Here is a 24,244-nt window from a genome sequence, read left to right as displayed (position 1 = left end):
GTCGCCCTTGCGAACCCTTAGGGGTTCGAGCGCGCCGCCCGCTCCACCAGCATGTCGGGGGTCAGCACCTGCGGCAATTGCTCCGGCTCCGCCGCGCCGGGTTCGTACCACAGATAAAGCGGCACGCCCGCCGCGCCTTGTTCGGTAAGGAAGGCGGTTATCGCTTCGTCGCGAATGGTCCAGTCGCCGACCATCGCGACGACGCCCGCTTCTTCGAAGGCCGCGGCGGTCGCCTCGCGCTCGATGGCGATGCTTTCATTGACCTTGCAGGTAACGCACCAGTCGGCGGTGAACCAGACGAAAACCGGCCGCCCGCTCGCCCGCGCGTCGGCCAAGGCATCGCGGCTGAACAGGCGCGGCTCGAGCAGCGAGGCGATAGGCTCGCGCGCCGGCGGGGCGTAGGCCGACGGCAGGGCGAAGGCGCCAAAAATCAGGAAAGGCGCGGCGACGAGGCCGAAGGCGGGCCAGGCCATCTTTCCGCTGCGCTGCAACCGCCCGACCACGAACAGTGCGACGGTGATGCCGACCAGCACGACCAGCGCCACCAGCGCGAAACCGCGCCCGCCCAGCTGCACGGCGAGCCATAAGAGAGCGAGCGCGGTCAGCCCCATCGGGATCGCCATCAGCCGGCGAAACCGCTCCATCCACGGCCCCGGTCGCGGCAACAGGCGGCGCAGGGCGGGCACGAAACCGATTGCGAGAAAGGGAAACGCGAGCCCCAGTCCGAGCATCGCGAACAACAACAGCGCGATCGGCGCGGGCAGCAGCAGCGCCGCGCCCAATGCCGCGGCCATGAAGGGGCCGGTGCACGGCGTCGCCGCGATCGCTGCGAGCAGGCCGGTGCCGAAGGCGCTGCGATCCGCGCCGCCGCTCGTGTCGATATTCGGCAATTCGAAAGTGCCGGCGAAATTGAGCGTGATGATCGTCGCCAGCGCCAGCAAGGCTAGAACCACGCTCGGCTCCTGCAACTGGAACGCCCAGCCAACCTGCTCGCCGCCCGCCCGCAAGACGAGAAGCAGCGCGCCCAGCGCAACGCAGGCAAGGACGACGCCGGCGGTGTAGGCCAGCCCCTCACTGCGCGCCCGTGCCTCGCCGCCCCCGGCACGGGCCAGCGACAGTGCCTTCAAGCTGAGGATCGGGAAGACGCAGGGCATGATGTTGAGGATCAGCCCGCCGACAAGCGCACCCAGGATAAGCGTCCAGATCGGTGGGGTCTCGCTGCTGATCGGCCCGGCGATCATCGTCCCGCCTACCGGAACCTCGCCTGGCCGTGCCTCGAAGGCGACACCGGTAGCCTCGCCGAAGGACAGGATGCCGGAGATGTCTTCCGCTTCGCCGGTGCCGAATTCGCTCAGGGGTATGTCGACCAACAGCAGATCGCCCGCGCGCCGGAAGGTCTGCACCGCAGCGTAATCGACCAGCCGCGGCTGCTCGATGAAGACATGAGGTTCGTCCAGCGCGACGCTTTCGGGCAGCGGGATGGCGAGGCACAGCGTGTCCGGCTCCACCGCGAAACGCCCCTGCGCGTCGAGCATCGGCGCGACCTGAGCGCGCCACGCGGCGAAATCCTCGTCCATCGCCCCCGCCACGCCGGCGCGCAATACGGCGCCTTGCGGCACGCAGATCTGATCGGTGCAGGCGAGATATTCGACCGTCCCGGTGACGTCCGGGAAATCCTCCACCGCTGCCCCCTCGGGCACGGCGACCGGCACGAGCACGGTATATTCGCCCTCGTAGATATGGTTCATCAACCCCGAGATCAGCAGCCTTTCGGGTACCGGATAAAGCGGCTCGCCCATCGTCCAGCCTTCGGGCAGATCGAGCCGCAAATCCATGCCCAGCCCCGCATCGCCCGGATTGGCCCAATAGCCATGCCATTCCGGGGCGCTCGGGATGAAACGCAGCGCCAGCATCCATTCTTCGCCCGCGCGCGGGAGCCCATCGGCGAGGAGCCTGACCGCGATACGATCATCGCCCGCGCGCTCGATCCGTTCGAGCGCGCGCGCGTCTTCGACCTCGTCGCCCGCGCCCTGTGCGACCGCTCCGCCCGGCATGGCGAGCAGCACCGCGGCGATCGCGAGCAGCATCGTCCGCATGAAGGCGAACCACGCGCTTGCAATTGGTGCAGGGCGTAATGCAGCGAATGTCACCTCGGGTCTCTTGCCTCCCATCGACGCTGCGAAGTAGGACCCGCCCTAGCGAGCGCAAGAGGCATTCGCAAAAGGCGGCAAGAGCGCTACGAGGGCGAAAGCATGAGCAAGCCAGACACCAAACCCGATGACGAAACGCGCGATCTGCTAATCCTGGGCGGGGGGCTGGTCGGCATGACGCTGGCGCTCGCGGCCGCGCGACAAGGATTGTCGAGCCATGTCGTCGACCGCGCCGATCCTGCCGATCTGACCGCGGAAGGCTTCGACGACCGCGCGACTGCAATCTCGACGGCAAGCTGGCACCTGTTTCGCAATATCGGTATCGCCGACAGCCTCGAGCCCTTCGCCTGCGACATCGCCAGCATTGCGGTGACCGATCAGAACAAGCCCGGCCGGCTCGACTTCACGCCCGAAGCGCATGAGGGGACGCTGGGGCGGATGTTTCCCAATCGCCGATTGCGCCTTGCCCTGTTCGAGGCGGCGGCGGACGAGCCGCTCATTAACTGGGCCAGCAAGGCCGAGATCGCCGAGCGTCAGCGCAGCGAATTCGGCGTCGCCGCGGTGCTGGCGGACGGGCGCAAGCTCAAGGGACGGCTGATGGTCGGCGCCGAGGGGCGCGGCTCGCCCACGCGCGAGGAAGCGGGCATCACCATTGCGCAGTGGGATTATCGTCACTGCGCGGTCATTGCCGGGCTTACCCATTCGCGGCCCCACGACAACGTCGCCTGGGAAATCTTCTACCCCGCCGGCCCCTTCGCGCTGCTGCCAATGCGCGATGACGCGGACGGGACGCATCGGTCTTCTCTGGTGTGGACGGTGTCCGAAGAGGATGGACGCGCCGTTACCAAGCTCGGCGACCGGGCCTTCACGGCCGAGGTGCAGAAACGCATGGGCGACATCCTGGGCGAGGTGACCAGCGTCGGCGCGCGATCGAGCTGGCCGCTGGGATTTCACCACACCACCAAGATCACCGACGAGCGGCTCGCGCTGGTCGGCGATGCGGCGCACGGAATCCATCCGATCGCAGGACAGGGCCTCAATCTCGGCCTGCGCGATGTCGGCGCGCTGGTGCAGGTGCTGGCCGAAGGCGCGCGCATCGGGCTCGATCCGGGCGATGCGCAGCTGCTGAAACGCTACGAGAACTGGCGCGGGCTCGATGCTTTCATGGTCGCGCTCGCCACCGACGGCCTCACCCGCCTGTTCGGCGTCCCCGGCACCGCCGCGAGCGCCGTCCGCCGCCTCGGCATGGCCGCGGTGCAGCGCACGCCTGTGCTCAAGAGCTTTTTCATGGATGAAGCGCGCGGGGTCAGCGGGGATTTGCCCGAGCTTTTGCGGGCTTGAAATAGCTCTTTCAATACCCCGTTCGTGTTGAGCGAAGTCGAGGCACCCGTTCGAGCTTGCCAAGAACGCAGACAGGCTCTCGGCTTCGCTCGAGCTTGCCCTTCGACAAGCTCAGGGCGAACGGAACACTGCGGAACCCCTACTCCACCGGGCTCGGCTGGCGCACCGCATTGCCTGCGCCGTCACGCAGCCCACTCTGGTCGAGCACGGCGGCGGTTTCGATCACTTCCAGCGCCTGCATCGCGTCGCGATAGCGCTCGGCATCGCGGATCCAGCTTTGCGCCTGATCCGCTCCGGGCATGTTCCGGATTTCGTCGATCGCGTTCTGGTAGCGCCCCTGTTCAAGCGCGATGCGCGCGCGTTCGAGGCGCCTGGCGGGCTGCGGCGAAGGGGTGCTCTCGCGGCGGATGACGAAGAGCTGGCCGAGCTCGCGCGTGATCCGGTCCCAGTTCAGGTTCTCGCTGCGCTCCACCAGCTGCGGGCCGAGGCCGTCCAGCCGTGCGGTGAGATTGTCGAGCCGGATCGGATCGCGCGCGAAGGTGATGATGGTGTTGACCGCATTAGGCCACTGATCGGCGAAGCGCAGGCGCAGCTGATCGGCGAGATAGCCCAGTTCCGCGCCCCGCTCGACTGCCCGCCGGGTGGCGAAGGCGATGAGCAGGCCCTCGGCGCGCGCTGCATTGCCCGCCGCCGCCTGCGCCTGAAGGTCGAGCCGCGCGAGGCGCTGTTCCGCCGCGGCGAGCCGTTGGTCGATACCGCCCTGCTGGTCGACCACGCGGGTCACCGCTTCGGCAGCGCCTTCGGTGTCGCCGCCTTCGAGCGCGGCGACCGCTTCGGCGAGCGGGCTTGGCGAGGCGTTGATCGTCTCGGTCGGACCCACGGCCGGTTCGCTCGACTCGGCGACAGCGCCGCTCGCCCCCGCCCCGACATCCGCGCCGGCAAAACGCGCCGGCTCGTCGTCGGTGAGGTTGTAATAGACCACGTAGCCCACCAGCGCGCCGCCGGCGAGGAAGGAGACCAGCGCCGCGACCACGAACCGCCGCATCGAGGCGGGTTTGCGGCGGCTGCCATATTTCGATGCCATCACACGTCCATGCATGTCTTATCGGTCCTCGCCCGGCGCGCGCAGGCGAATTGCGCGGCGCCGACAGGGATCGTCCCGCTCTGCTATATGCACTGCGCGCGCACCATTTCCAACAGCGCACGGTCATCGGGGCGCGGCGCGACGTGGACAGCGCGCCAGCCATCGCCCGCCGCCGCGGCGACCCGCGGGCCGATACAGGCGAGCGCGATGGCGTTGCGGCGCCAGGCGAGCCGCGCGCTTTCGCCGGCGAAACGGGTGGCGGCGGCGGCGGAATGCAGGAGGACGGTTAGAGCCAGCGTATCGAGCGCGCGCAAAGGTTCGGGAAGCTCGAGCGGGACGGCCTGGTAGGTAATACGCTCCTCGATCGTCATGCCGGCGGGCGAAACGAGCGGCACATGTTCCGCGCCCGCCAGCCTGAGCAGGCGCGCGGGGCCCTCGATCCCGTCAAGCACCGCCTGAAGGCCCCCCGTGCCGCTCGCCGCGACGGTGAAGCCAGCGGCGCGCGCGGCTTCGGCGGTTGCCCGGCCGACCGCGTAGACCGGCAGATGGACGAGGTTCCCCAGCGCATCCCCGCCATGGCGCAGCGCATTGGCGCTGCCGATCAGCAGACCGTCGAAACCGCCTGCATCGGGCACGGTCCATTCGCGCGGGCGTATCTCGAACAGGGGATGGCCGAGTGCGTTCAGGCCCATCCCCTTCGCGAGGGCCAGCGTAACGGACAGCCCCGGCTCGGGGCGCACGGCGAGGATTGTGCCGCCGGCGCTCACCCGGCCCGCCCTGGCGCCCCCGCAAACTGCGCGCGGATCGCCGGGCTGGCCCGCGTCAGCAGATCGCTCGCAAGCGTCTGGATCGCGGCGCGATTGTCGGTGCTGAGGCGGATTTCGTCCTCGACCCGGTCGCGGCCGTCGGGACTGAACAGGGCGGCGCGCAGGCTGATCGCCTCGCCCGCGGCGCGGGCCAGCGCGGCGACGGGCGAATGGCAGGTGCCGCCAAGGCAGGCGAGCAGCGCGCGTTCGGCTTCGAGTTCGGCGCGGGTGGGCGCATGGTCGAGCGCCGCCAGCGCGCTGCGCGAAGCATCGTCGTCGGCGCGGCATTCGACCACGATCACCCCTTGCGCGGCGGCTGGAATCCACCCGCTTTCCGGCAACGGCGTGCCGACGCCCGTCTCGCCCAGCCGCTCGAGCCCTGCGGCGGCGAGGAAGGTAACGTCCGCCTCGCCCGCTTCCAGCTTGGCAAGCCGGGTGGCGACATTGCCGCGAAAGCTGACGATCCGGCAATCGGGTCTCAAATTGAGCAGCTGCGCCGCCCGCCGCGGGGCCGACGTGCCCACGATCGCCCCTTGCGCGATCTCCTCGATACTGTCCGCGCCCACCAGACTGTCGCGCCGGTCCGCGCGCGGCAGGCAGGCGGCGAAGGCGAAGGCATCGGGGCGGATTGTCTCGACATCCTTCGCCGAATGGACCGAGGCGTCGATCCGTCCTTCGCCGAGCCACTGATCGAGTTCCTTGGTCCACAACGCCTTGCCGCCGATCTCGGCCAGCGGCCGATCGAGCACCTTGTCCCCGCTTGCCACCACCGGCACCAGTTCGACCTTGTCCTCGCTCCACCCATGCGCCGCGCACGCCCTTGCGCGCACCTCGCGGGCCTGCGCCATGGCGAGCGGCGAATTGCGCGTGCCCAGTCGCAATTTCACCCCTGCCGCGCCGTCATTCACCTCGATACTCTCCTTGCTTGGCGCTTGCCCTAGCCTCGGCAGGGACTAGATGGAAGCGCAATGGAGGGACGCACCCGCCTTGTTCTGGGGATCGAATCCAGCTGCGACGAAACCGCGGTGGCGGTGGTCGCGTCGGACCGGCGGGTGCTGGCCCAGCGGATCGCGAGCCAGGAAGCGCAGCACGCGCCCTATGGCGGCGTCGTCCCGGAAATCGCCGCGCGCGCCCATGCCGAACGGCTGGCGCCGATGATCGAGGCGGTGCTCGAGGATGCAGGCCTCGCGCTCGCCGACATGGACGCAATCGCTGCGACCGCAGGGCCGGGCCTCATTGGCGGCGTGATGGTCGGGCTGATCAGCGGCAAGGCGCTGGCGATGGCGGCGGACAAGCCACTGATCGCGGTCAACCACTTGGAAGGCCACGCGCTCTCGCCGCGTCTTGCGGACGCCGACCTTTCATTCCCCTACCTGCTGCTGCTCGTCTCGGGTGGACACTGCCAGATCCTGGCCGTCGAAGGGGTGGGCGAATATCGCCGCCTTGCTACGACAATCGACGATGCGCTGGGCGAGGCTTTTGACAAGACGGCTAAAATTCTGGGGCTGGGCTATCCCGGCGGGCCGGCGGTGGAGAAGCTGGCGCACGAGGGCGATGCGGGCGCGGTGGACCTACCGCGGCCCTTGAAGGGATCGAAGGAGCCGCATTTCTCCTTCGCCGGGCTGAAAAGCGCGGTGTTGCGGGCAAAGGAAAACCAGTCCGATCCCGTTCGCCCTGAGCTTGTCGAAGGGTCAGCTCGAGCGAAGCCGAGAGCAAGCATGGGTTCTCGGCAAGCTCGAACGGGTGCTTCGATAAACTCAGCACGAACGGCGCTTGGCTATACGGACGCCGATATCGCCGCCTCCTTTCAGCAGGCTGCCATCGACTGTCTTATCGACCGGCTCGAACATGCGCTGGCAGCTCACGGCCCATTCCCCGCCCTCGTCGTTGCAGGCGGTGTCGCCGCGAACCAGGCGGTGCGCGCCGCGCTCGAGGGGCTTGCGGCAGGCCATGCGATGCGGTTCGGCGCGCCGCCGCTGGCGCTGTGCACCGACAATGCGGCGATGATCGCCTGGGCGGGGTGCGAGCGCCTCACGCTGGATCCCGTTTTCGTTGGCGATCCGCTCGATCTCAAAGCCCGCCCACGCTGGCCGCTCGATCCGGAAGCCGAAAAGGTGCGCGGTGCAGGGGTGAAGGCATGAGCCAGCGCGTCGGCGTCATCGGCGCAGGGGCGTGGGGCACCGCGCTCGCGCAGATGCTTGCCAGCGACGGGCGTGAGGTGACCATCTGGGCCTATGAAGCCGACGTTGCCGAGGCGATCAATGCCGAGCGCCGCAACCCCCCCTACCTGCCCGACGCGGCCCTTGCCGATACGATCCGCGCGACCACCGATCTTGCCGACCTCGTCGATATCGACATTGTCCTTGCCGTCACCCCGGCACAATTGCTCGGCGAGGTGCTCTCGAGGCTTCCCAAGTCGCCGCGGGATCTCGTGCTGTGCTCCAAGGGCATCGAGGCGGAGACCGGACGGCTCATGAACGATGTCGCGCGCGAGGCCTCGCCAGGCAGCGCCATCGCGGTGCTCTCCGGCCCCACATTCGCGCATGAAGTCGCACGCGGCCTGCCGACCGCCGTTACGCTCGCCTGCGAAGGCGGCGCTGCGCAATGGGAGCGGCTCGCCCCCGCCATCGCGCGGCGAACCTTCCGGCCCTATTATTCGGACGACGTCACCGGCGCGGAAATCGGCGGCGCGATCAAGAACGTCCTCGCCATCGCCTGCGGCGTGGTCGACGGGTTGGCGCTCGGCCAGAATGCGCGCGCCGCGCTAATCGCGCGCGGCTATGCCGAAATGCAGCGCTTCGGCGAAGCGTTGGGCGCACAGGCGGAGACGCTGGCGGGCCTGTGCGGCCTCGGCGATCTGGTGCTCACCTGCTCTTCGACCAGCAGCCGCAATTTCTCGCTCGGCAAGGCGCTTGGCGAAGGGCGCAGCGCCGCCGAACTGATGGCCGATCGCACCACCGTCGCCGAAGGCGCGCATACCGCGCCGGTTCTCGCCCGGCTCGCCGATCAGGGCGACATCGCCATGCCGATCACCGCCGCGGTCAACGCCATTCTCGAAGGGGCGCCCCCTCGCAAAGTGGTCGATCGGCTGCTAGCCCGCCCGCTCACCGCCGAACAGGCGGCGGACCAGACGGACCTGGCGTGAGCGACACAAGCCGTCCGGGCGCATCCCGGCCCGCCCCCGAGACCGGCGCGCCTTCCGGAAAGCCTGCCGGAACCCCGCAGGCAGGGATCGCGGGCGGCGACGATATGGCGACGCTCGCCAAAGGCGGGCGCACCAACACGCTCGGCTTCGTCCTGCGCCTGATTGGCGGGCTTCCGTTTCTCTTCGTCGGCTTCCGGCTCTACGGCGTCGACGAGATGGGCCGCTTCGCCGCGGCCTTTGTCGTGATCGAGCTTTTCGCGCTGGTCTGCGCGCTTGGTGAGAAGCGTGGGCTGGCCCAGCGGCTGACCGAGGGGGCGGCGCGCGAAGGCGGCGCCGCGGCGCAGCGCACCAAGGTGAACCTGGTGTTCGACGGGATGCTGGCCTCGCTGCTGGTGAGCATCGTCGCCTGCGCGCTGTTGGTCGCCTTTCCCGTGATCGTCTTTCCCAGCGGCACGAACAGCCGGTTCGACATGTGGATGATCGCCGCGATCCCCGCCTTCGCGCTGACCGAGATCCTGCTTGCCGCACAGGCCTATCGCTACGACATCGCCACGACCGTGCGTGCCCGTGCGCTGGTCGAGCCTTGGGCCAAATCGATCCTGGTCGCGGGCCTGTTCTTCGTGCCCGCGCTGGCGAGCGGCGGCATCGCGCTCGCCTTTATCGGGGCGATCTATGCCGCGCTCGCAACCTCGCTCTACGCCTTCCTCAAGACCTACGGCCTGCCGCGCGGCTGGCGCCCGCGTCCGCGCTATCTTTTCAAGATGACCGCGCGCGCCCTGCCGCTGGTCGGCGCCGACGTGATCGAGCGCGGGACGCGGCTGCTCGACGTGTTCCTGCTCGGCCAGTTTACCTCGGCGGCCACGGTCGGCATCTACTGGTTCGCCAAGGAGGTGGTCAGCCTGCCGCAGAAGCTAAAGACCAGTTTCGAACCGATCCTTTCGCCCGTCATCACCAAGAATTTGAAGACCGGCAACATGACCGCGATCGCGGCGCAGGCGCGTCAGGTCGGCTTCTGGATCATCGCGCTGCAAGTCGGCATCGCGCTGATGCTGGCGATACCGGGCGAGGCGGTGATGGGGCTTGGCGGACCGGCGATCGTCGGCGGGACGGGGGCGCTCGCAACGCTGCTTGCCGCCGAAGTGGTCGCTTCGATGGCGGTCGTCTCCGAAGGCGTGCTGGTCTATATCGCGAGGAAGCGAAACCTCGCGATCTCGGTCGGCGTCATAAGCCTGCAGGCGGTGCTGACCGTTGGTTTAATCCTGCTGGCGAAGCGATATGGTCTTGGCGAAGGGTTTCAGGCGGCGGGCGCTGCCGCGGCCCTGTTCATCGCCCTCGCCATCTCGAGCATGGTGAAGGCGCGCGTGCTCCGCACTTTGTTAAAGGCGCCGGTCTCCAACTGGCGTTGGGCGCTGCTCTATGCCGCCGCGCCGGCAACCCTTGTCGGCATCGTCTTCACGCAGTTCACCCCCGAATGGGTCGAGCTGGCGATCGGCGGGCCGCTCATCCTCGGCGTCTATCTCTGGATGATCTGGCGCTATGGCTTCGACGAAGCGGACAAGGTGCTGTTCCGGCGCAACGTCGCGAGCGAGCCGGACGAGGATGCGGCTTCGCAGGGGTCTTAAGGGGCCCCCGCCAGCCCGCGTTTCGTCGCTGATTCGGAGCGTTCAGTCGCTATTCACAGGCCCGGCGTGACCTTCGGGAGCGAGAGGTTCGAAGGGGACTGACATGCGATATGTGATGACGGCCGTGAGCGCGGCGCTGGTCCTGGCACTTGCCGGATGCGCCGCGAACGAGAGCGAGACGATCGTGACCACCGCCTCCAAGGCCGGATCGGACGCCAGCCAATCGCCGCCGCCGCCGCCTCCTCCGGCTCCGCCCCCTCCCCCACCTCAGGCCATCACCGTCACTGGCAGCCGCGTATCCTTCGGCGCGATGGACAGCGCCACGCCGCTTCCCGTTATCGCTGCCGAGCAGGCCGAAGTGTCTGCGCAATCGCGCTACCACGTGCCGCCCGTTGTCGTGCCCGCCGATCCGGGCCGCGAACGCTATGCCGGCGAAGAGGTCTCGCCAGTCAAGCTCGCGGCGCGCGAACCGGTCAGCACTTTCAGCGTCGATGTCGATACCGGCGCCTATGCCAATGCCCGCCGGTTCCTGAGGCAGGGCACCGTGCCGCCGCGCGACGCGGTGCGCACCGAGGAGATGATCAACTATTTCCGCTACGATTATCCGCGCCCCGGCACGCGCGAGGTGCCCTTCACCACCAGCGTCGATCTGGCGACGACGCCGTGGAACGAGGACACCTATCTCATGCGCATCGGCCTTCGCGGCTACGACATTGCGCAGGGCGAACGCCCGCCCGCCAATCTCGTCTTCCTGATGGATGTTTCCGGCTCGATGAACCGCCCGGACAAGCTGCCGCTGGTCAAGACCGCGCTGGCAGGACTTGCGGGCGAGCTTGGCGATGAGGACCGCGTGTCGATCGTCGTCTATGCCGGTGCGGCGGGCCTGGTGCTCGAACCCACCAGCGACACGCGCGCCATTCGCCGCGCGCTGGATCAGCTTCAGGCCGGCGGATCGACCGCCGGGGGCGCAGGGCTCGAACTCGCCTACAACATCGCCGAGGACAACTTCATCGAAGGCGGGGTCAACCGCGTGATCCTCGCGACCGACGGCGATTTCAATGTCGGCGTGTCGGACCGCGATGCGCTGGTCGAAATGATCGAGCGTTACCGCAAGCGCGACATCACGCTGACCACGCTGGGTTTCGGCCAAGGCAATTACAACGAGGCGATGATGGAGCAGATCGCCAATCACGGGAACGGCAATTACGCCTATATCGACAGCGCGCTGGAAGCGAAGAAGGTGTTGGGCGATGAGATGAGCTCGACGCTTTTCACCATCGCCAGCGACGTCAAGATCCAGGTCGAGTTCAACCCGGCGGTGATCGGCCAGTATCGCCTCGTCGGCTACGAGAACCGGGCGCTGCGCGAAGAGGATTTCGACAATGACGCGGTCGATGCGGGCGATATCGGCGCCGGCCATCAGGTGACCGCGATCTACGAAGTCGCGCCCGCGGATGGCGCGGGCTGGATCTCAGCGCGCCGCTACGAGGATGCGGTGAGCGATACCGCGCGCGAACGAGCGGCGGAGGCGGCCTTCGTCAAGCTGCGCTACAAGCTGCCGGGCGAGGACACATCGCGCCTCATCACCCAGGTGGTCGACGCCGACCGCCTCGCGCGGGCGAGCGCCCCCACGGGTGACTTCGCATTCGCCGCGGCGGTCGCCGCCTATGGCCAGATCCTGCGCGGCGACGAGCTGATGATGGGCTTCGACCACGAGGATGTCGGCGCTCTCGCCGGGCGTCAGAGCAATTTCTGGCGGCAGGAATTCCTCGAGTTGAACGCCATCGCCGCCTCCGCCCGCGGCGGGGGATAGGGATCGGCAAACGCGAAGCTGCGCCGATTTTTACGCAGGTTTCGCAAGAGCGGTCGGAACCTTAAGCGGTTCGGGCCGCTTCTTGCATGTGCGCCGGGTCGCGTAGGCTGATTCGCGCGCCGCCGCCGTCCAAACCGCTTGACAGGAGACTCCATGCCCCCCGGTTTCGAAACCGCCCTCCCCTTCATTATCGTAGCTCTCGTCGTCCTGCTGCTCGTCATCTGGTGGGTCGCCCGTTCGCGCCGGACCACCAATATCGTCGAGGATGAAAGCAGCGGCGGCGATGTGCTCGACGAGGGCGCGCCGCGGGCCAAGCGCAATCAGGCGCTGATCGACGGGCATGAGAGCATGGAGCACTCCTTCGGGGACACCAGCGCGGCCGCCAATACGCGCAAGGTCGCCCATGCCTCGGAAACGGCCGACGCCGAAGCCGGCGCCAGCGTCGCGCCGAGCACGACGACGCGCCCCGTCACCGATCCGGCCCAGGCAACCAGCGCGCCGCCCAGCGCCGGCCCCCAGCCTGCACGCGCCGGCCCCGGCAAGGAGCCGGGCGCGCATCCACCCGCAGCACAAATGGGCGACGGCGCGACGGATGCGGGCGATCATCTCACCCGGATCAAGGGTCTGGGGCCGAAACTGGCGGCGCAATTGCAGGCGCGCGGAATCACCACTTTCGCGCAGATCGCCAGTTGGAGCGAGCAGGACATCGACGAGATCGACGCCTCGCTCGGGAAGTTCGCCGGACGCATTCGCCGCGACAAGTGGGTGGAACAGGCGCAGCTGCTCAAGAGCGGGGATGCGCAGGCGCATGCTGAAAGATTCGGCGGGAGCCGCTAAAGGTTTATTGCGTAAGAAAAAAATGGGGCTCGCCCGCATTCCGTGTTAGACCTAACGATGTCGGGATCAGAGTCGTTGGAGATGGAGTGTCTAATGACACGCAGAATACTGATTGCCGAAGACGAAATGGTCGTTGCCTTCGACCTGTGCGAAACGGTCGAAGAGGCCGGCTTCGAGGTCGAGGGTCCGCATTCGGGCATCGCTTCGGCCGCGGACGCCTGCGACAATGCGCGGCCCGACGTTGCCATTCTCGACGTCGAATTGCGCGACGGCAATATCTTCTCCTTCGCGGAGAAGCTGCGCGAAAAACTAGTGCCGGTGATCTTTCACTCGGGCAGCCTCAGCGCACAGGAAGTCGTCGATCGTTTCCCCGACGCGACCGTGTTGATGAAGCCGTGTCCGCCCGCCGACATGCTTAACGCGGTCAATCACGCGGTTCAGCCTGCAGCCGCTTAACGGCCTTCCAGCCGCCCGACGAAACCTCCTGCTTCCGCCCGATCCGCTGCGGGGCCGCGCTCTTCGCGCGAACGAATAGGTCCGTTCCCTTGCGAGCCCGGACAAAGCCTGCGAAAGCGGGTGCGGGATAACGAGTTTCAGGAGCAACCAGTGCACGCGCCCCCTTCCGCCGATCTCGCCTCGGCCGGGATCGTCCCCTTCAATTGGGAAGACCCGTTCGACCTCGAAAGCCAGCTGACCGAGGACGAACGCATGATCCGCGATGCCGCGCGCGGCTTTGCGCAAAGCGAGCTGCAACCGCGTGTGATCGAGGCGTTTCGCGAAGAGCTGAGCACGCCCGAGCTTTTCCCACTGATGGGCAAGGCGGGGCTGCTGGGAGCGACCATTCCGGCGGAACTTGGCGGCGCGGATGCGAGCTATGTCGCCTACGGCTTGATCGCCCGCGAGATCGAGCGGGTCGACAGCGGCTATCGCTCGATGGCGAGCGTCCAGTCGAGCCTCGTCATGCACCCGATTTACGCCTATGGCTCCGAGGAGCAACGGCAGAAATATCTCCCCGGTCTTGCGAGCGGTGAGCTGATCGGTTGCTTCGGCTTGACCGAGCCCGATGCGGGCAGCGACCCTGCGGGGATGAAGACCTTCGCCAAGAAAGACGGTGATGGTTATTCGATCTCAGGTTCGAAAACCTGGATTTCCAATTCGCCTTTCGCCGACGTCTTCGTGGTTTGGGCCAAGAGCGAAGAGCATGATGGCGCCATCCGCGGCTTCATCCTCGAAAAGGGCATGGAAGGACTTTCGGCTCCCAAGATCGAGGGCAAGATCAGTCTGCGCGCCTCGACCACCGGCATGATCGTGATGGACGAGGTCAAGCTGCCCGCCGATGCGCTGCTTCCGAACGTACAGGGCCTGAAAGGCCCCTTCGGCTGCCTCAACCGCGCGCGTTACGGAATCAGCTGGGGCGCGATGGGCGCGGCGGAATTCTGCATGCATGCCGCACGCCAATACGGGCTCGATCGCAAGCAGTTCGGTCGCCCGCTAGCCGCTACGCAGCTGTTCCAGAAGAAGCTCGCTGATATGCTGACCGACATATCGCTCGGACTTCAGGCTTCGCTTCGGGTCGGTCGCCTGATGGATGAAGGACGCTTCAGCCCCGACATGATCTCGGTCGTCAAGCGCAACAATGTCGGCAAGGCGCTCGACATCGCGCGGGTCGCGCGCGACATGCATGGCGGCAACGGCATTTCCGAGGAATATCAGGTGATGCGCCATATGGTGAACCTCGAAACGGTCAACACCTATGAGGGCACGCATGACGTCCACGCGCTGATCCTCGGCCGCGCGATCACGGGAATTGCGGCGTTTGCATAAATGTCATTGCGAGCGACCGCAGGGAGCGCGGCAATCCGGGACTTCGGAGCGCGAGGCCCTGGATTGCCGCGCGGCTTCGCCGCTCGCAATGACGAAAATTGAGCAACTGTCCTACACCGCGTCCCGGTCTTATGAAGCGGCTATGACGAAGTCCCGAACCCTTATTGCGAACCGCTGGCATCGCCTGCCTGCAATCGGCAGGAACGAGCCGCTTTTTCTTCCCCAGGACCGTGTTCCATGTGTTCCATCCTGTAGGAAAGCGAAGCCATGAAGCTCTACGGCTACTACCGCTCGTCCACCTCCTACCGGATGCGCATTGCGCTCGAACTGAAGGGGCTCGACTACCAGAACCTGCCGGTGAACCTGCTCGAGGCGGAGGAGAAGGACGCGGCCTATACCAGCCGCAATCCGTTCGCCTCGGTGCCCATGCTCGAGGCCGACGGGCGCGACCGTGCGCAGTCGATGGCGATGCTCGAATGGCTGGACGAGGCCTATCCCGAACCGGCCCTGCTGCCGGGCGATGCGGAGGAGCGATATACCGTGCGCGAACTCGCATACGCGATCGCGACCGAACTGCACGCCCCGCTCAACCTGCCGGTGCTGAAGTGGCTGAAACAGGAATACGGCAAATCGCCGGATGAGATCGGCGTGTGGTATCGCCATTGGCTCGAACGCACGCTCTCGCCGGTCGAGGCCCGACTGGCGCAGCTCGGGACGAAGCGTTTCCTCGGAGAAACGCCGGGCCTGTTCGAGGTCGTGCTGCTGCCGCAGGTCTACAATGCGCGCCGCTTCGACTTCGCCTTCACCGACTATCGCCACATCACCGCGATCGAGGGGGCCTGCCTTGCCCTGCCCGCCTTCCAGCGCGCCCATCCCGACAACCAACCCGACGCTTTATGACTTCTGGCCCGAAAGAGGATCCCCAATGAAACTCGCAACCCTCGACAACGGCACGCGCGACGGCAAGCTCGTCGTCGTCTCCAAGGACCTCACGCGCTGCTGCGCGGCGGGCTACATCGCGCCCACGCTGCAGGCCGCGCTTGACGACTGGGCGCGGATCGCGCCGGAGCTCGAGGTGCTGGCGCGCGATGTCGAGCATGAGGCGGTGCCGTGTGAGCGCTTTCACGAGAGGCAGGCGCACTCACCCCTGCCGCGCGCTTACCAGTGGGCCGACGGCTCGGCCTACATCAACCACGTCGAACTGGTGAGGAAAGCGCGCGATGCCGAGGTGCCCGAGAGCTTCTACCACGATCCGCTGATGTATCAGGGCGGCAGCGACGGCTTCCTGCCCCCACGCGCCGACATCCCGCTCGGCGATCCCGCATGGGGCTGCGATATGGAGGGCGAGGTCGCGGTGATCGTCGACGATGTGCCGATGGGCGTCTCGGTCGAGGAGGCGGCGGGGCATATCAAGCTCATCATGCTGGTGAACGACGTGAGCCTGCGCGGCCTCATCCCCGGCGAACTGGCCAAGGGGTTCGGCTTCTTCCAGTCCAAGCCCGCAAGCGCCTTCTCCCCGGTCTGCGTCACACCCGACGAGCTTGGCGATGCGTGGAAGGACTCCCTTCTCCATCTGCCCCTGATGGTCGACTACAATGGCGAACCGTTCGGCCGTGCCAAGGTGGGCGAGGATGCGACCTTCAACATGGCGCAGCTGGTCGCCCACGCCGCCAAGACACGCGCGCTGTGTGCAGGCTCGATCATCGGTTCGGGGACGATCAGCAACAAGGGCGAAAATGGCGGTCCGGGCAAGCCGGTCAGCGAAGGCGGCGCGGGTTACTCCTGCATCGCTGAAATCCGCATGATCGAGACCATCCGCGACGGCGAACCCACGACCCGCTTCATGCGCGCGGGCGACACCGTCAAGGTCGAAATGCGCGATGCGGACAACCACTCGATCTTCGGTGCGATCGAGCAGACCGTGGTCGAGGTCTAGAAGGGCGCTCGCGCGATCAGGCCGCGAAACCGAGGCTTTCGGCGACCGCTTCGTTGACGATGCGCCCCTTGTGCACGTTGAGGCCGGGGGCGAGGTGAATGTCGCGCTCGCACGCGGCGATGCCGTGCTCCGCCAGCGCCAGTCCATAGGGCAGGGTCGCGTTGTTGAGCGCATAGCTCGACGTATGCGGCACCGCACCTGGCATGTTGGCGACGCAATAGTGGATGACGTCGTCGACGAGATAGGTCGGGTCTTCGTGCGTCGTCGGCTTGGAGGTTTCGAAGCACCCGCCCTGGTCGATCGCGACATCGACCAATACAGCACGGTGGCGCATCAGGCCCAGCATCTGGCGCGTCACCAGCTTCGGCGCGTTCTTGCCGGGGATCAGCACGGCGCCGACCACGACATCGGCATCGGTGATGGCGTATTCGATCGTCTGCGCGTTGGAATAGCGCGTCGTCACCCGCCCCTGGAACATATCGTCGAGCTCGCGGATGCGCGGCAGCGAACGGTCGAGAATCTCCACATTGGCGCCCAGCCCCGTCGCCATGCGCGCCGCCTGCGTCCCGACCACGCCGCCGCCGATTACGACGACCTTGGCCGGAAGCACACCGGGCACCCCGCCCATCAGGATGCCGCGCCCGCCGTTCACCTTGTGGCTCGCCTGCGCGCTAGCCTCGATCGACAGACGCCCGGCGACCTCGCTCATCGGCGCGAGCAGTGGCAGGCCACCATCTGCATCGGTGACGGTTTCGTAGGCGACCGCGGAAACCCCGCTCTCCATCAGGCCGCGCGCCTGATCCGGATCGGGGGCGAGGTGGAGATAGGTGAAGAGGATCTGCCCCTCGCGCAGCTGCACCCATTCGCCCGGCTGCGGCTCCTTGACCTTGACGATCATGTCGGCACTGGCGAACACTTCCTCGGCGCTGTCGACGATCCGCGCGCCGACAGCGCGGTAATCGTCATCGGTCTTGGTAATGCCCAATCCCGCGCCGCTTTCTACGACGACCTCGTGTCCGTTGAAAACATATTCGCGCGCCGCTTCGGGCGTCAGACCGACGCGATATTCGTGGTTCTTGATTTCTTTGGGGACGCCCACCAGCATGATTCGCTCCTGCACTTCGCTTGAACGCCGCGATAGGCTGCGCGCAACAATGTATCAATTGAAACGAAGGGCATTGCCCGCCACATTGCGTGTTCGCTCACCCCCTCAATCAAGGAGTTCCCGTATGACCGCCTACCCACAAGTGAAGATGTTGATCGGGGGCGAATGGATGGGAGAAGGCGGCGATGGGGCAATGCCGATAGTCAATCCGGCTACCGAGCAGGAGATCGGCCGGGCGCCCAAGGCGTCGAAGGAACAGCTCGATGCAGCGCTGGCCGCAGCCGATGAAGCCTTCCCCAGATGGTCGAACACCCCGGCGATCGAGCGCTATCGCATCATCCGCGCCGCCGCCGAGCTTCTGCGCGAGCGGGCCGAGACCATCGCCCGGGTAATGACGCTTGAAATGGGCAAGCCGCATGCGCAGGCCCTGGGCGAAACGATGGGCGCCGCCGACCTGATCGACTTCCTCGCCGAGGAAGCGAAGCGGCAGGGCGGGCGGCTGGTGCCGGTACGCAGTCACAATCTGCTGGAACAACGCGTGACGCAGGAACCGGTCGGCCCGGCCGTGCTGCTGACGCCGTGGAATTTCCCGATCAACCTGCCTGCGAAGAAGATCGCCGGCGCCCTTGCCGCGGGTTGCAGCGCTATCCTCAAGCCCGCCGAAACCACGCCTGCGACCGCACAGATGCTGGCTCAATGCTTCACTGATGCGGGGCTGCCGGATGGAGTGGTGAACCTCGTATATGGCGATCCGGCGATGATTTCCGAGCATCTCATCGCCTCGCCCGTCACCCGCAAGGTCAGCTTCACCGGATCGACCGCCATCGGCAAGCAGCTCGGCGTTTTGGCAGCACGGGGGCTGAAGCGCTTCACCCCGGAGCTGGGCGGCCATGCGCCGGTGGTGATCGGCGAAAGCGCCGAATTTGAGCGGACCGTGGCAGCCTGCGCGGCGACCAAGTTTCGCAATGCCGGACAGGTCTGCGTCTCGCCCACGCGTTTCCTCGTTGCGCGCGGCATCTACGATCGCTTCGTCGAGGAATTCGCGGCGCGCTCACAGAAGCTCAAGATCGGCGATGCGAGCAGCGACGACAGTGTCGAAATGGGGCCGCTCGCCCATGGCGGGCGCGTCGCGGCGATGGAAGAGTTGATGAACGCGATGGGCGATGGTGCTGGAGAAATCGTCAGCGGTGGCTCGCGGATCGATCGTCCAGGCCACTTCTTCGAGCCGACCGTGATCGCCTCTCCCGCCGCGAACAGCAAACTCATGACCGAAGAGCCGTTTGGCCCGGTTGCTGGCATCGTCCCCTATGACGACATCGCCGAGGCGGTGAAGATCGCCAATTCGCTGCGTTATGGTCTCGCCGCCTATGCCTTCACCTCGAGCCTCGATGAGAGCCATTATCTCGGCAAGTCACTGCGCGCCGGAATGGTCGCGATCAATCACTTCGCGGTCGGTTCGCCCGAAACGCCCTTCGGCGGAGTCGGCGATAGCGGGTTCGGTTCGGAAAGCGGGATGGAGGGCTATCTCGGCTACACTGAGACCAAGCTGGTGACCGTCGCCAAAGCGGCGCCATGAGGTGACGGGTTAGTCTGTCTGACTCACTACGAGTGCCGTCTCGATAGGTTAGCCCCTGCCGAGCAGCCGCGCGATTATCGCGCGCAAGCCGGTTCGCGCTGTCATCGGTTGGATCCGGCCATAGCGGGCGCGGCGGGACATTTCGTTACCCATGCACACGGTTCGCCCCATCCGATCCGGCGAGGAAGAGGTAATGGTTGGTTTTTCCACCTGTCGCAGCCCCCGAAGCCCCGCCGTGTTAGTCGGCGGAAGGCGCGAAGCATAACTGTGGACAACCGCGCGCGCAATATGGACTTCGCGCGCGCCGCTCCGCCGTTGCCGCAGCTTAGTCGGTACGCTGCACCCCGGCCTCGCGCAACGCGGTCAGATCAGGATAGCCGTTGACCGCCATCAGCAGGTCGGCCTCGGCGAGGATCGAGCGTAGGACCCAGGCCGCGCCTGCCGCCCCGCCGATCGCCAGTCCGTAGGTATAGGGCCGCCCCACCCCCACCGCCCGCGCGCCCATGGCCAGCGCCTTCACCGCATCGGTGCCCGAGCGCACGCCGCTGTCGAACAGGACGGGGACATCGCCCGCCGCAGCGAAGACATCGGCGAGCAGATCGATGGTTGCGATCCCGCCATTCGCCTGCCGTCCGCCGTGGTTCGAGCAATAGATCGCATCCGCGCCGTGATCGATCGCCTTGCGCACATCTTCCGGGTGGCAGATGCCTTTGAGGACAATCGGCAGGTCGGTCGCGTCTTTGAACCAGGCCATGTCCTCCCAGGTCAGCACCTGTCCGAAGATCGCGGCGAACAGCATGATCGCCGCTTTCGGATCGCCTTCGGGCGATTTTTCCAGCAGCGAGCGGAAAACCGGATCGGAGAAATAGTTCTGCAAAACCTTGCCGCGCAGCTGTGGGAAGTTGCTGGCGTTGAGATCGCGCGGGCGCCAACCGGTCAGCCAGGTGTCGAGCGTTACCATGATCGCCTTGGCGCCCGACTGCTCGGCGCGGGAGATAAGACTCTGCGCGAGTTCGCGGTTGCGCGGCGTGTAGAGCTGGAAGAAGGCGGGCGTGTTGCCACAGGCGCCGAAGACGTCTTCGAGCGGGTCGTTGGAGAGGGTGGACACGCTGAACGGCACCCCGGTTTCAGCCGAGGCCCGCGCGGCGGCCATATCGCCATGCCTATCCTGCGTCGCTTCGCCGTTGAGGCCGATCGGAGCCATAAACAAAGGCGTCGGCAGATCCATGCCGAACAGCTCGATCGACAGGTCGCGTTCGGAGCAATCTACCATCATGCGCGGGATCATGCCCCAGTGATGAAAGGCGCTGGCATTGACGTCCTGCGTGTGCTCGTCGCCGCAGCCGCCCGCAACGTAATTCGTCATCATCGGACCCAGCGCCTCGTGCGCGCGCTGTTCCAGCGTGGCGAAATCCACCGGGTAGTCTGGCAGAATTCCCTGCAGACCGGCATTGTAGATCGCGTTCTGCATGCTGCCGAAATTGCTCATTTCCGCTTCTCTCGCTGTCCATGGTGCTGCAGCGATAACCGATCGGGGTACGGTTTGTCCGCGCGATTTTTGCCTATCGCATTGCGCGCTGAAGCAGCGGGCGGACGCGCAGGAACGCTCTATAGGTGCGCTCGAGACTCGCCAGCACCGCGCGATTGCGTGCCAAAAGGCCGAGCGGGCGCAGCAGCGGGATCGATCGCCACATCGCGGCGAAGGCCGCTGCCCCGCTCAACACGCGGCCATTTTCTTGGGCGTGAAAGCGTGCGAGCAGGTCCGCGCGGTCGATCGGACAACCCGCCGCCTCGTCCTGCGCCACATCGATGAAGCGCAGCGCGCCGCGCTGGTCGAGGCGTCGCATCAGAGCGATCTCGCGCCGGCACAGCGGACAGCCGCCGTCGAACCAGATCGTTACGTTGCCGCGGGCTTCACTTGCCATGCAGCCGAAGATGCGCGGCGTCGGCGCCGGTTTCAAGATGCGGCCCGAAAGGCGAAGGGCGATGCCCCCGCGAGTCCGCCTACGACGCCTCGGCTTCGGCGGTGTTTCCGAGGACCGCGACCTGTGACATGCAACCGTTGGCGACCAGCGCCCTTGCAAGCTCAGCCGGTTGACGGAAGGCCTCGGTCATCTCGATTACCCTGATCTCGACATTGGGCATCGAGCCGCCTTCGGAAGCGGGACCGGTGATCGTGTAGCTCTGACCGTTCATCAGCTGAAGCCCAGCCGGATCGAGCGCGCGCACGCTTTCGGTCCCGACGAATTCCACGTCGAGCGCCTCGTTGGTACCCACCTGCGAGATGCGATAGGTCTGCGCCTCTTCCGAGACCGGGCGCCACAAACGGACGCGGTCGAGATTGTAAAGGCAGGTCGGCCCGCCCCTCGTCACATCGACCAGCCAGAGATTGGGAATGGTATCCGGGCCGCTGCTGCCGCCCGAGCCGCGCACGGCCCCGGTGCGGGCGCCGCGCGCCGCGTTGCGCCGCGTCATGTTGGTAAGCCGGGCGCGCGTTCGGGTCGGCCGTTCGCCGACGCGAAACGTGCCCGGTCCCTGCATGACCTTCGTGCCGCGATCGGTCAGCACGGTAATCTTGTCGCCCGCGCGCAGCGAGATCGTCGAGCTGTCGGCGACTTCCTCTCCCACCGGATATTGGTCCGCAGACGGACCGGACGACTTGACCACCACGCCGGCATTCGCCGCCGCACTTCCCGCAAGCATGATGCCCGCCAGGGCGACACCCGCCAGGCGGGCCCTTTTCCTAACCGAGAACATATGCACCCCCATCGTTCAAATGTCGTATTCGATTGCTGTAATTTTCTAGCGCCAAATCGCCCGAATTGCCAGCAGCGACTTCGTCGACAAGCCGCGCGGCTAGCACGGCGTTCGTATCCGAAACCTGAACGGCCTCTTCGAGTTTGCGCCGATCCTCGGCCGACAAGTCGGGCCGAGGCTGATAGATATCGACCGGTCGCGCCCGTCCACGCAACACGATCCGACCCATCGGCACCCAGTCTTCAGGGTTCGACTGTTCGATGAATTCGCGGCTCGCCGTGACGTTCGAGCCAAGCGGCTTGTTCGCCGCCTCGAGCCGGGCGGCCGTGTTCATGCTGTCGCCGAGAGCGGTGTATTGGATGCGCGTTTCGCCGCCGAAATTGCCGACCACCGCTTCGCCGTAATGCAGCCCCACGCGGGTCTTGCCGATCGGCGGCAGGTCGGGATCCATCGCGGCGACCTCCGCGCGAAACGCCTCGCCCGCTTGCCACATCGCGTATCCCGCCTTGGCCGCGCGCTGCGCATCGTCGGGCCGCGCGATCGGCGCCCCCCAGAAGGCGACGACCGCATCGCCGACATATTTGTCGATCACTCCGCCATGATCGAGCACCACTTTGCTCAGCATTTCCAGATAGCGGTTGAGCAGTTTGGCGACCATTTCCGGCGGGATGGCGTGGCTCATCTTGGTGAAGCCTTCGAGGTCGCTGAAGAGCACGTAGATGTTGCGCTTCTCACCGCCCAGCGAAAGCAGTTCGGGTTCTTCCATGATGGCATTGGCGATGTCGGCGGGAATGTACTTGCCGAGCGCCCCTTGCGCGAAACTTCGTTTGGCCGCGCCGGCCGCGCGCGCCGCGGCTGTGACGACGGTGAAGGAGATGATCCATCCGACAAGCCAGCCGACCGCGGGCAAGCCGTAGGTGTCGACATCGTAGAAATGGAGGAGGAAGGGCAAGCCGAGATAGAGAATGCCGAGCGTAAGCAGCACGGGCACGAGCTTTCGTGCCGGCCATTCGAGCAGCGCGACCGCGACCGCGCTTGCCACGACGAGGATCGCCATGAACCAGAGCGCATAAGTTGGTATTTGAACCAAGGGGGAATCGTCGAGCATCTGGGCGATGATCTCGCCGTGCACCGAAAGTCCCGAAGGCTCGAAACCGGTCCAGGGCGTGAACGGGGTCACCACCCGGTCATAGTCGAGAATGTCGCCGCCGATGAGGACATAGCGCCCCTCGATCTGCTGCGCGACGAACGCGGCCACCGCGGGATCGAGATCGAGAAACAGCTCGATGGAAAGGGTCTGGAAGAGCGGTTCCTCGACATCGGCACGCGCATCCGCCTCGCCTTCGTTGAGACCAGCCCGCAAGGCCCGGCGATATTCGATGGCGCCCTCGTAGCCTTCAAAGGCTTCGTAGGGCCCACCGGCATCGGCCAGCATCGCCCGACCAAGGAGCGGCGGCAGCTCGGGGACGATGTCGGGCCAGACCCGGGTCGCCCCGAACTCGTCGTCAAGGCGAATGCTTGCGCGCCGCACATCAGTGTCGCCTTCCTCGATCGCGGCCATGAACTCGTCGAGATAGAGCTGCTGCTCATAGGAAATGTCCGCCTCGTTGGTGGCCACCGTAGCATAGGCGACCGAGGTCGGCGTCTGCATCGCCCGCAAGGTCTCGACCAGCTCGGGATCTTCGGATTGCGGTTGATCGAACAGGATATCGATGCCGATCGCCTTCGCGCCCATGCCATCTAGGTTGCGCAGTGCCTCGGATAGGGCATCGCGCGGCAGTGGCGATCGCTTCTCCAGATTGATGAGCGCCTGATCGTCGTAGACGACGAGGATGATACGATCGTCCTGCTCGACCAAGTCCGCGGAAAGATAGGCGCGCGTATCATAGAGCGCGCGCTCGGCATCGTTGGTAATCGGCGTAGGTTCGGCGCTGAAGGGCAGGACCCAGCTGTAGCGCGCGATGAAAATCGAGAAGAGCACGAAGAAAACGGTCGCGGCCAGCTGCGGCGCGCCAGCCTCGCGCACTCCGCGGATCAGGCGTGCGGACACGCTCGCGCGCTTGCGGCGGCGCTCTTCGCTATCGCTTTCCCGCGCCGCGACGGGCGGCACAGTCGCGTCGTCGACCACTTTGTATCCCCCCTCATCGGCTTGGCATCCGAGCTAAGCTCCACCGCTCAAGCCAAAGCCAACCCGCCGTTCCAGCGCAAGGGCGGGCTAGTGACCTGTCCCCCTCGCAACAACGCGAAC

General features: G+C 66.3%; 20 protein-coding genes. 11 read left to right on the top strand and 9 right to left on the bottom strand.

Annotated features, from left to right (window positions below; translation table 11 throughout):
• Positions 1-17 precede the first annotated feature (17 nt).
• Positions 18-2,096, bottom strand: a complete 2,079-nt coding sequence (locus V2I30_RS06205) for a protein-disulfide reductase DsbD family protein (RefSeq protein ID WP_330661215.1) — start codon at positions 2,094-2,096, stop codon at positions 18-20.
• A 156-nt stretch (positions 2,097-2,252) separates the two neighbouring features.
• Between V2I30_RS06205 and V2I30_RS06200 the strand changes: the two genes are divergently transcribed.
• The gene (locus V2I30_RS06200; protein WP_330661214.1) at positions 2,253-3,491 is read left to right on the top strand and encodes an FAD-dependent monooxygenase; all 1,239 of its coding nucleotides are present in this window, start codon (positions 2,253-2,255) and stop codon (positions 3,489-3,491) included.
• Between the two features lie 139 nt (positions 3,492-3,630).
• Here V2I30_RS06200 and V2I30_RS06195 read toward each other — a convergent pair whose 3' ends face one another.
• The 3 genes from V2I30_RS06195 to hemC form a co-directional block, all read right to left on the bottom strand.
• Entirely contained in the window at positions 3,631-4,575 is a 945-nt protein-coding gene (locus tag V2I30_RS06195; protein ID WP_330661212.1) for a hypothetical protein, read from the bottom strand.
• Positions 4,576-4,658: 83 nt separating this feature from the next.
• Positions 4,659-5,342, bottom strand: a complete 684-nt coding sequence (locus V2I30_RS06190; protein WP_330661211.1) for a uroporphyrinogen-III synthase — start codon at positions 5,340-5,342, stop codon at positions 4,659-4,661.
• Positions 5,339-6,289 (bottom strand): hydroxymethylbilane synthase, encoded by a 951-nt coding sequence (hemC, locus tag V2I30_RS06185; protein WP_330661210.1) that lies wholly within the window; start codon positions 6,287-6,289, stop codon positions 5,339-5,341. Before hemC ends, V2I30_RS06190 begins: the two co-directional genes overlap by 4 nt.
• Positions 6,290-6,349: 60 nt before the next feature.
• Between hemC and tsaD the strand changes: the two genes are divergently transcribed.
• The 9 genes from tsaD (at position 6,350) to V2I30_RS06140 (ending at position 16,558) form a co-directional block, all read left to right on the top strand.
• On the top strand, positions 6,350-7,522 hold the full coding sequence (tsaD, locus tag V2I30_RS06180; protein ID WP_330661209.1) for a tRNA (adenosine(37)-N6)-threonylcarbamoyltransferase complex transferase subunit TsaD: 1,173 nt from the start codon (positions 6,350-6,352) through the stop codon (positions 7,520-7,522).
• Positions 7,519-8,526 (top strand): NAD(P)H-dependent glycerol-3-phosphate dehydrogenase, encoded by a 1,008-nt coding sequence (locus tag V2I30_RS06175; RefSeq protein ID WP_330661208.1) that lies wholly within the window; start codon positions 7,519-7,521, stop codon positions 8,524-8,526. Before tsaD ends, V2I30_RS06175 begins: the two co-directional genes overlap by 4 nt.
• 104 nt (positions 8,527-8,630) lie before the next feature.
• The gene (locus V2I30_RS06170; RefSeq protein ID WP_330661237.1) at positions 8,631-10,148 is read left to right on the top strand and encodes a lipopolysaccharide biosynthesis protein; all 1,518 of its coding nucleotides are present in this window, start codon (positions 8,631-8,633) and stop codon (positions 10,146-10,148) included.
• Positions 10,149-10,263: 115 nt separating this feature from the next.
• Positions 10,264-11,961 carry a vWA domain-containing protein gene (locus V2I30_RS06165; protein WP_330661207.1) on the top strand — a complete coding sequence of 566 codons (1,698 nt, stop codon included), beginning with the start codon at positions 10,264-10,266 and terminating at the stop codon, positions 11,959-11,961.
• A gap of 153 nt (positions 11,962-12,114) precedes the next feature.
• Positions 12,115-12,798, top strand: a complete 684-nt coding sequence (locus V2I30_RS06160; protein WP_330661206.1) for a hypothetical protein — start codon at positions 12,115-12,117, stop codon at positions 12,796-12,798.
• Positions 12,799-12,891: 93 nt separating this feature from the next.
• Positions 12,892-13,254 carry a response regulator gene (locus V2I30_RS06155; protein WP_330661205.1) on the top strand — a complete coding sequence of 121 codons (363 nt, stop codon included), beginning with the start codon at positions 12,892-12,894 and terminating at the stop codon, positions 13,252-13,254.
• Positions 13,255-13,404: 150 nt separating this feature from the next.
• Positions 13,405-14,622 carry an acyl-CoA dehydrogenase gene (locus V2I30_RS06150; RefSeq protein WP_442896906.1) on the top strand — a complete coding sequence of 406 codons (1,218 nt, stop codon included), beginning with the start codon at positions 13,405-13,407 and terminating at the stop codon, positions 14,620-14,622.
• A gap of 267 nt (positions 14,623-14,889) precedes the next feature.
• Positions 14,890-15,522, top strand: coding sequence for a maleylacetoacetate isomerase (gene maiA / locus V2I30_RS06145; RefSeq protein ID WP_330661204.1), 633 nt, complete (start codon positions 14,890-14,892; stop codon positions 15,520-15,522).
• A 25-nt stretch (positions 15,523-15,547) separates the two neighbouring features.
• A complete protein-coding gene (locus V2I30_RS06140) occupies positions 15,548-16,558 on the top strand; it encodes a fumarylacetoacetate hydrolase family protein (RefSeq protein ID WP_330661203.1) in 1,011 nt (336 codons plus the stop codon).
• A gap of 16 nt (positions 16,559-16,574) precedes the next feature.
• Here V2I30_RS06140 and ald read toward each other — a convergent pair whose 3' ends face one another.
• On the bottom strand, positions 16,575-17,663 hold the full coding sequence (gene ald / locus V2I30_RS06135) for an alanine dehydrogenase (protein ID WP_330661201.1): 1,089 nt from the start codon (positions 17,661-17,663) through the stop codon (positions 16,575-16,577).
• A 124-nt stretch (positions 17,664-17,787) separates the two neighbouring features.
• Between ald and V2I30_RS06130 the strand changes: the two genes are divergently transcribed.
• Positions 17,788-19,239, top strand: a complete 1,452-nt coding sequence (locus tag V2I30_RS06130) for an NAD-dependent succinate-semialdehyde dehydrogenase (RefSeq protein ID WP_330661200.1) — start codon at positions 17,788-17,790, stop codon at positions 19,237-19,239.
• Between the two features lie 325 nt (positions 19,240-19,564).
• On the opposite strand, the gene V2I30_RS06125 is transcribed toward V2I30_RS06130, so the two are convergent.
• The 4 genes from V2I30_RS06125 to V2I30_RS06110 form a co-directional block, all read right to left on the bottom strand.
• Positions 19,565-20,728 (bottom strand): alpha-hydroxy-acid oxidizing protein, encoded by a 1,164-nt coding sequence (locus V2I30_RS06125; protein ID WP_330661199.1) that lies wholly within the window; start codon positions 20,726-20,728, stop codon positions 19,565-19,567.
• 73 nt (positions 20,729-20,801) lie between these two features.
• The gene (locus V2I30_RS06120) at positions 20,802-21,164 is read right to left on the bottom strand and encodes a thiol-disulfide oxidoreductase DCC family protein (protein WP_330661235.1); all 363 of its coding nucleotides are present in this window, start codon (positions 21,162-21,164) and stop codon (positions 20,802-20,804) included.
• Between the two features lie 79 nt (positions 21,165-21,243).
• Entirely contained in the window at positions 21,244-22,008 is a 765-nt protein-coding gene (locus V2I30_RS06115) for a hypothetical protein (protein ID WP_330661198.1), read from the bottom strand.
• The gene (locus tag V2I30_RS06110; protein ID WP_330661197.1) at positions 21,983-24,124 is read right to left on the bottom strand and encodes an adenylate/guanylate cyclase domain-containing protein; all 2,142 of its coding nucleotides are present in this window, start codon (positions 24,122-24,124) and stop codon (positions 21,983-21,985) included. Before V2I30_RS06110 ends, V2I30_RS06115 begins: the two co-directional genes overlap by 26 nt.
• Between the last annotated feature and the right edge of the window lie 120 nt (positions 24,125-24,244).

This window comes from Erythrobacter sp., from assembly GCF_036351135.1.
Taxonomy (GTDB): Bacteria; Pseudomonadota; Alphaproteobacteria; order Sphingomonadales; family Sphingomonadaceae; genus Erythrobacter.
Note: the sequence above shows the minus strand (reverse complement) of the source record. Positions and strands in the feature narration are given on the sequence as shown.

What these genes read in the sequence shown, in the direction of transcription:
- V2I30_RS06115 (WP_330661198.1), bottom strand. Translation starts at nt 22,008, where the DNA reads ATGGGGGTGCATATGTTCTCGGTTAGGAAAAGGGCCCGCCTGGCGGGT.
- V2I30_RS06160 (WP_330661206.1), top strand. Translation starts at nt 12,115, where the DNA reads ATGCCCCCCGGTTTCGAAACCGCCCTCCCCTTCATTATCGTAGCTCTC.
- V2I30_RS06140 (WP_330661203.1), top strand. Translation starts at nt 15,548, where the DNA reads ATGAAACTCGCAACCCTCGACAACGGCACGCGCGACGGCAAGCTCGTC.
- V2I30_RS06205 (WP_330661215.1), bottom strand. Translation starts at nt 2,096, where the DNA reads ATGCGGACGATGCTGCTCGCGATCGCCGCGGTGCTGCTCGCCATGCCG.
- V2I30_RS06120 (WP_330661235.1), bottom strand. Translation starts at nt 21,164, where the DNA reads ATGGCAAGTGAAGCCCGCGGCAACGTAACGATCTGGTTCGACGGCGGC.
- V2I30_RS06200 (WP_330661214.1), top strand. Translation starts at nt 2,253, where the DNA reads ATGAGCAAGCCAGACACCAAACCCGATGACGAAACGCGCGATCTGCTA.
- V2I30_RS06175 (WP_330661208.1), top strand. Translation starts at nt 7,519, where the DNA reads ATGAGCCAGCGCGTCGGCGTCATCGGCGCAGGGGCGTGGGGCACCGCG.
- V2I30_RS06165 (WP_330661207.1), top strand. Translation starts at nt 10,264, where the DNA reads ATGACGGCCGTGAGCGCGGCGCTGGTCCTGGCACTTGCCGGATGCGCC.
- V2I30_RS06155 (WP_330661205.1), top strand. Translation starts at nt 12,892, where the DNA reads ATGACACGCAGAATACTGATTGCCGAAGACGAAATGGTCGTTGCCTTC.
- V2I30_RS06170 (WP_330661237.1), top strand. Translation starts at nt 8,631, where the DNA reads ATGGCGACGCTCGCCAAAGGCGGGCGCACCAACACGCTCGGCTTCGTC.
- V2I30_RS06125 (WP_330661199.1), bottom strand. Translation starts at nt 20,728, where the DNA reads ATGAGCAATTTCGGCAGCATGCAGAACGCGATCTACAATGCCGGTCTG.
- ald (WP_330661201.1), bottom strand. Translation starts at nt 17,663, where the DNA reads ATGCTGGTGGGCGTCCCCAAAGAAATCAAGAACCACGAATATCGCGTC.
- maiA (WP_330661204.1), top strand. Translation starts at nt 14,890, where the DNA reads ATGAAGCTCTACGGCTACTACCGCTCGTCCACCTCCTACCGGATGCGC.
- V2I30_RS06130 (WP_330661200.1), top strand. Translation starts at nt 17,788, where the DNA reads ATGACCGCCTACCCACAAGTGAAGATGTTGATCGGGGGCGAATGGATG.
- tsaD (WP_330661209.1), top strand. Translation starts at nt 6,350, where the DNA reads ATGGAGGGACGCACCCGCCTTGTTCTGGGGATCGAATCCAGCTGCGAC.
- V2I30_RS06195 (WP_330661212.1), bottom strand. Translation starts at nt 4,575, where the DNA reads ATGGCATCGAAATATGGCAGCCGCCGCAAACCCGCCTCGATGCGGCGG.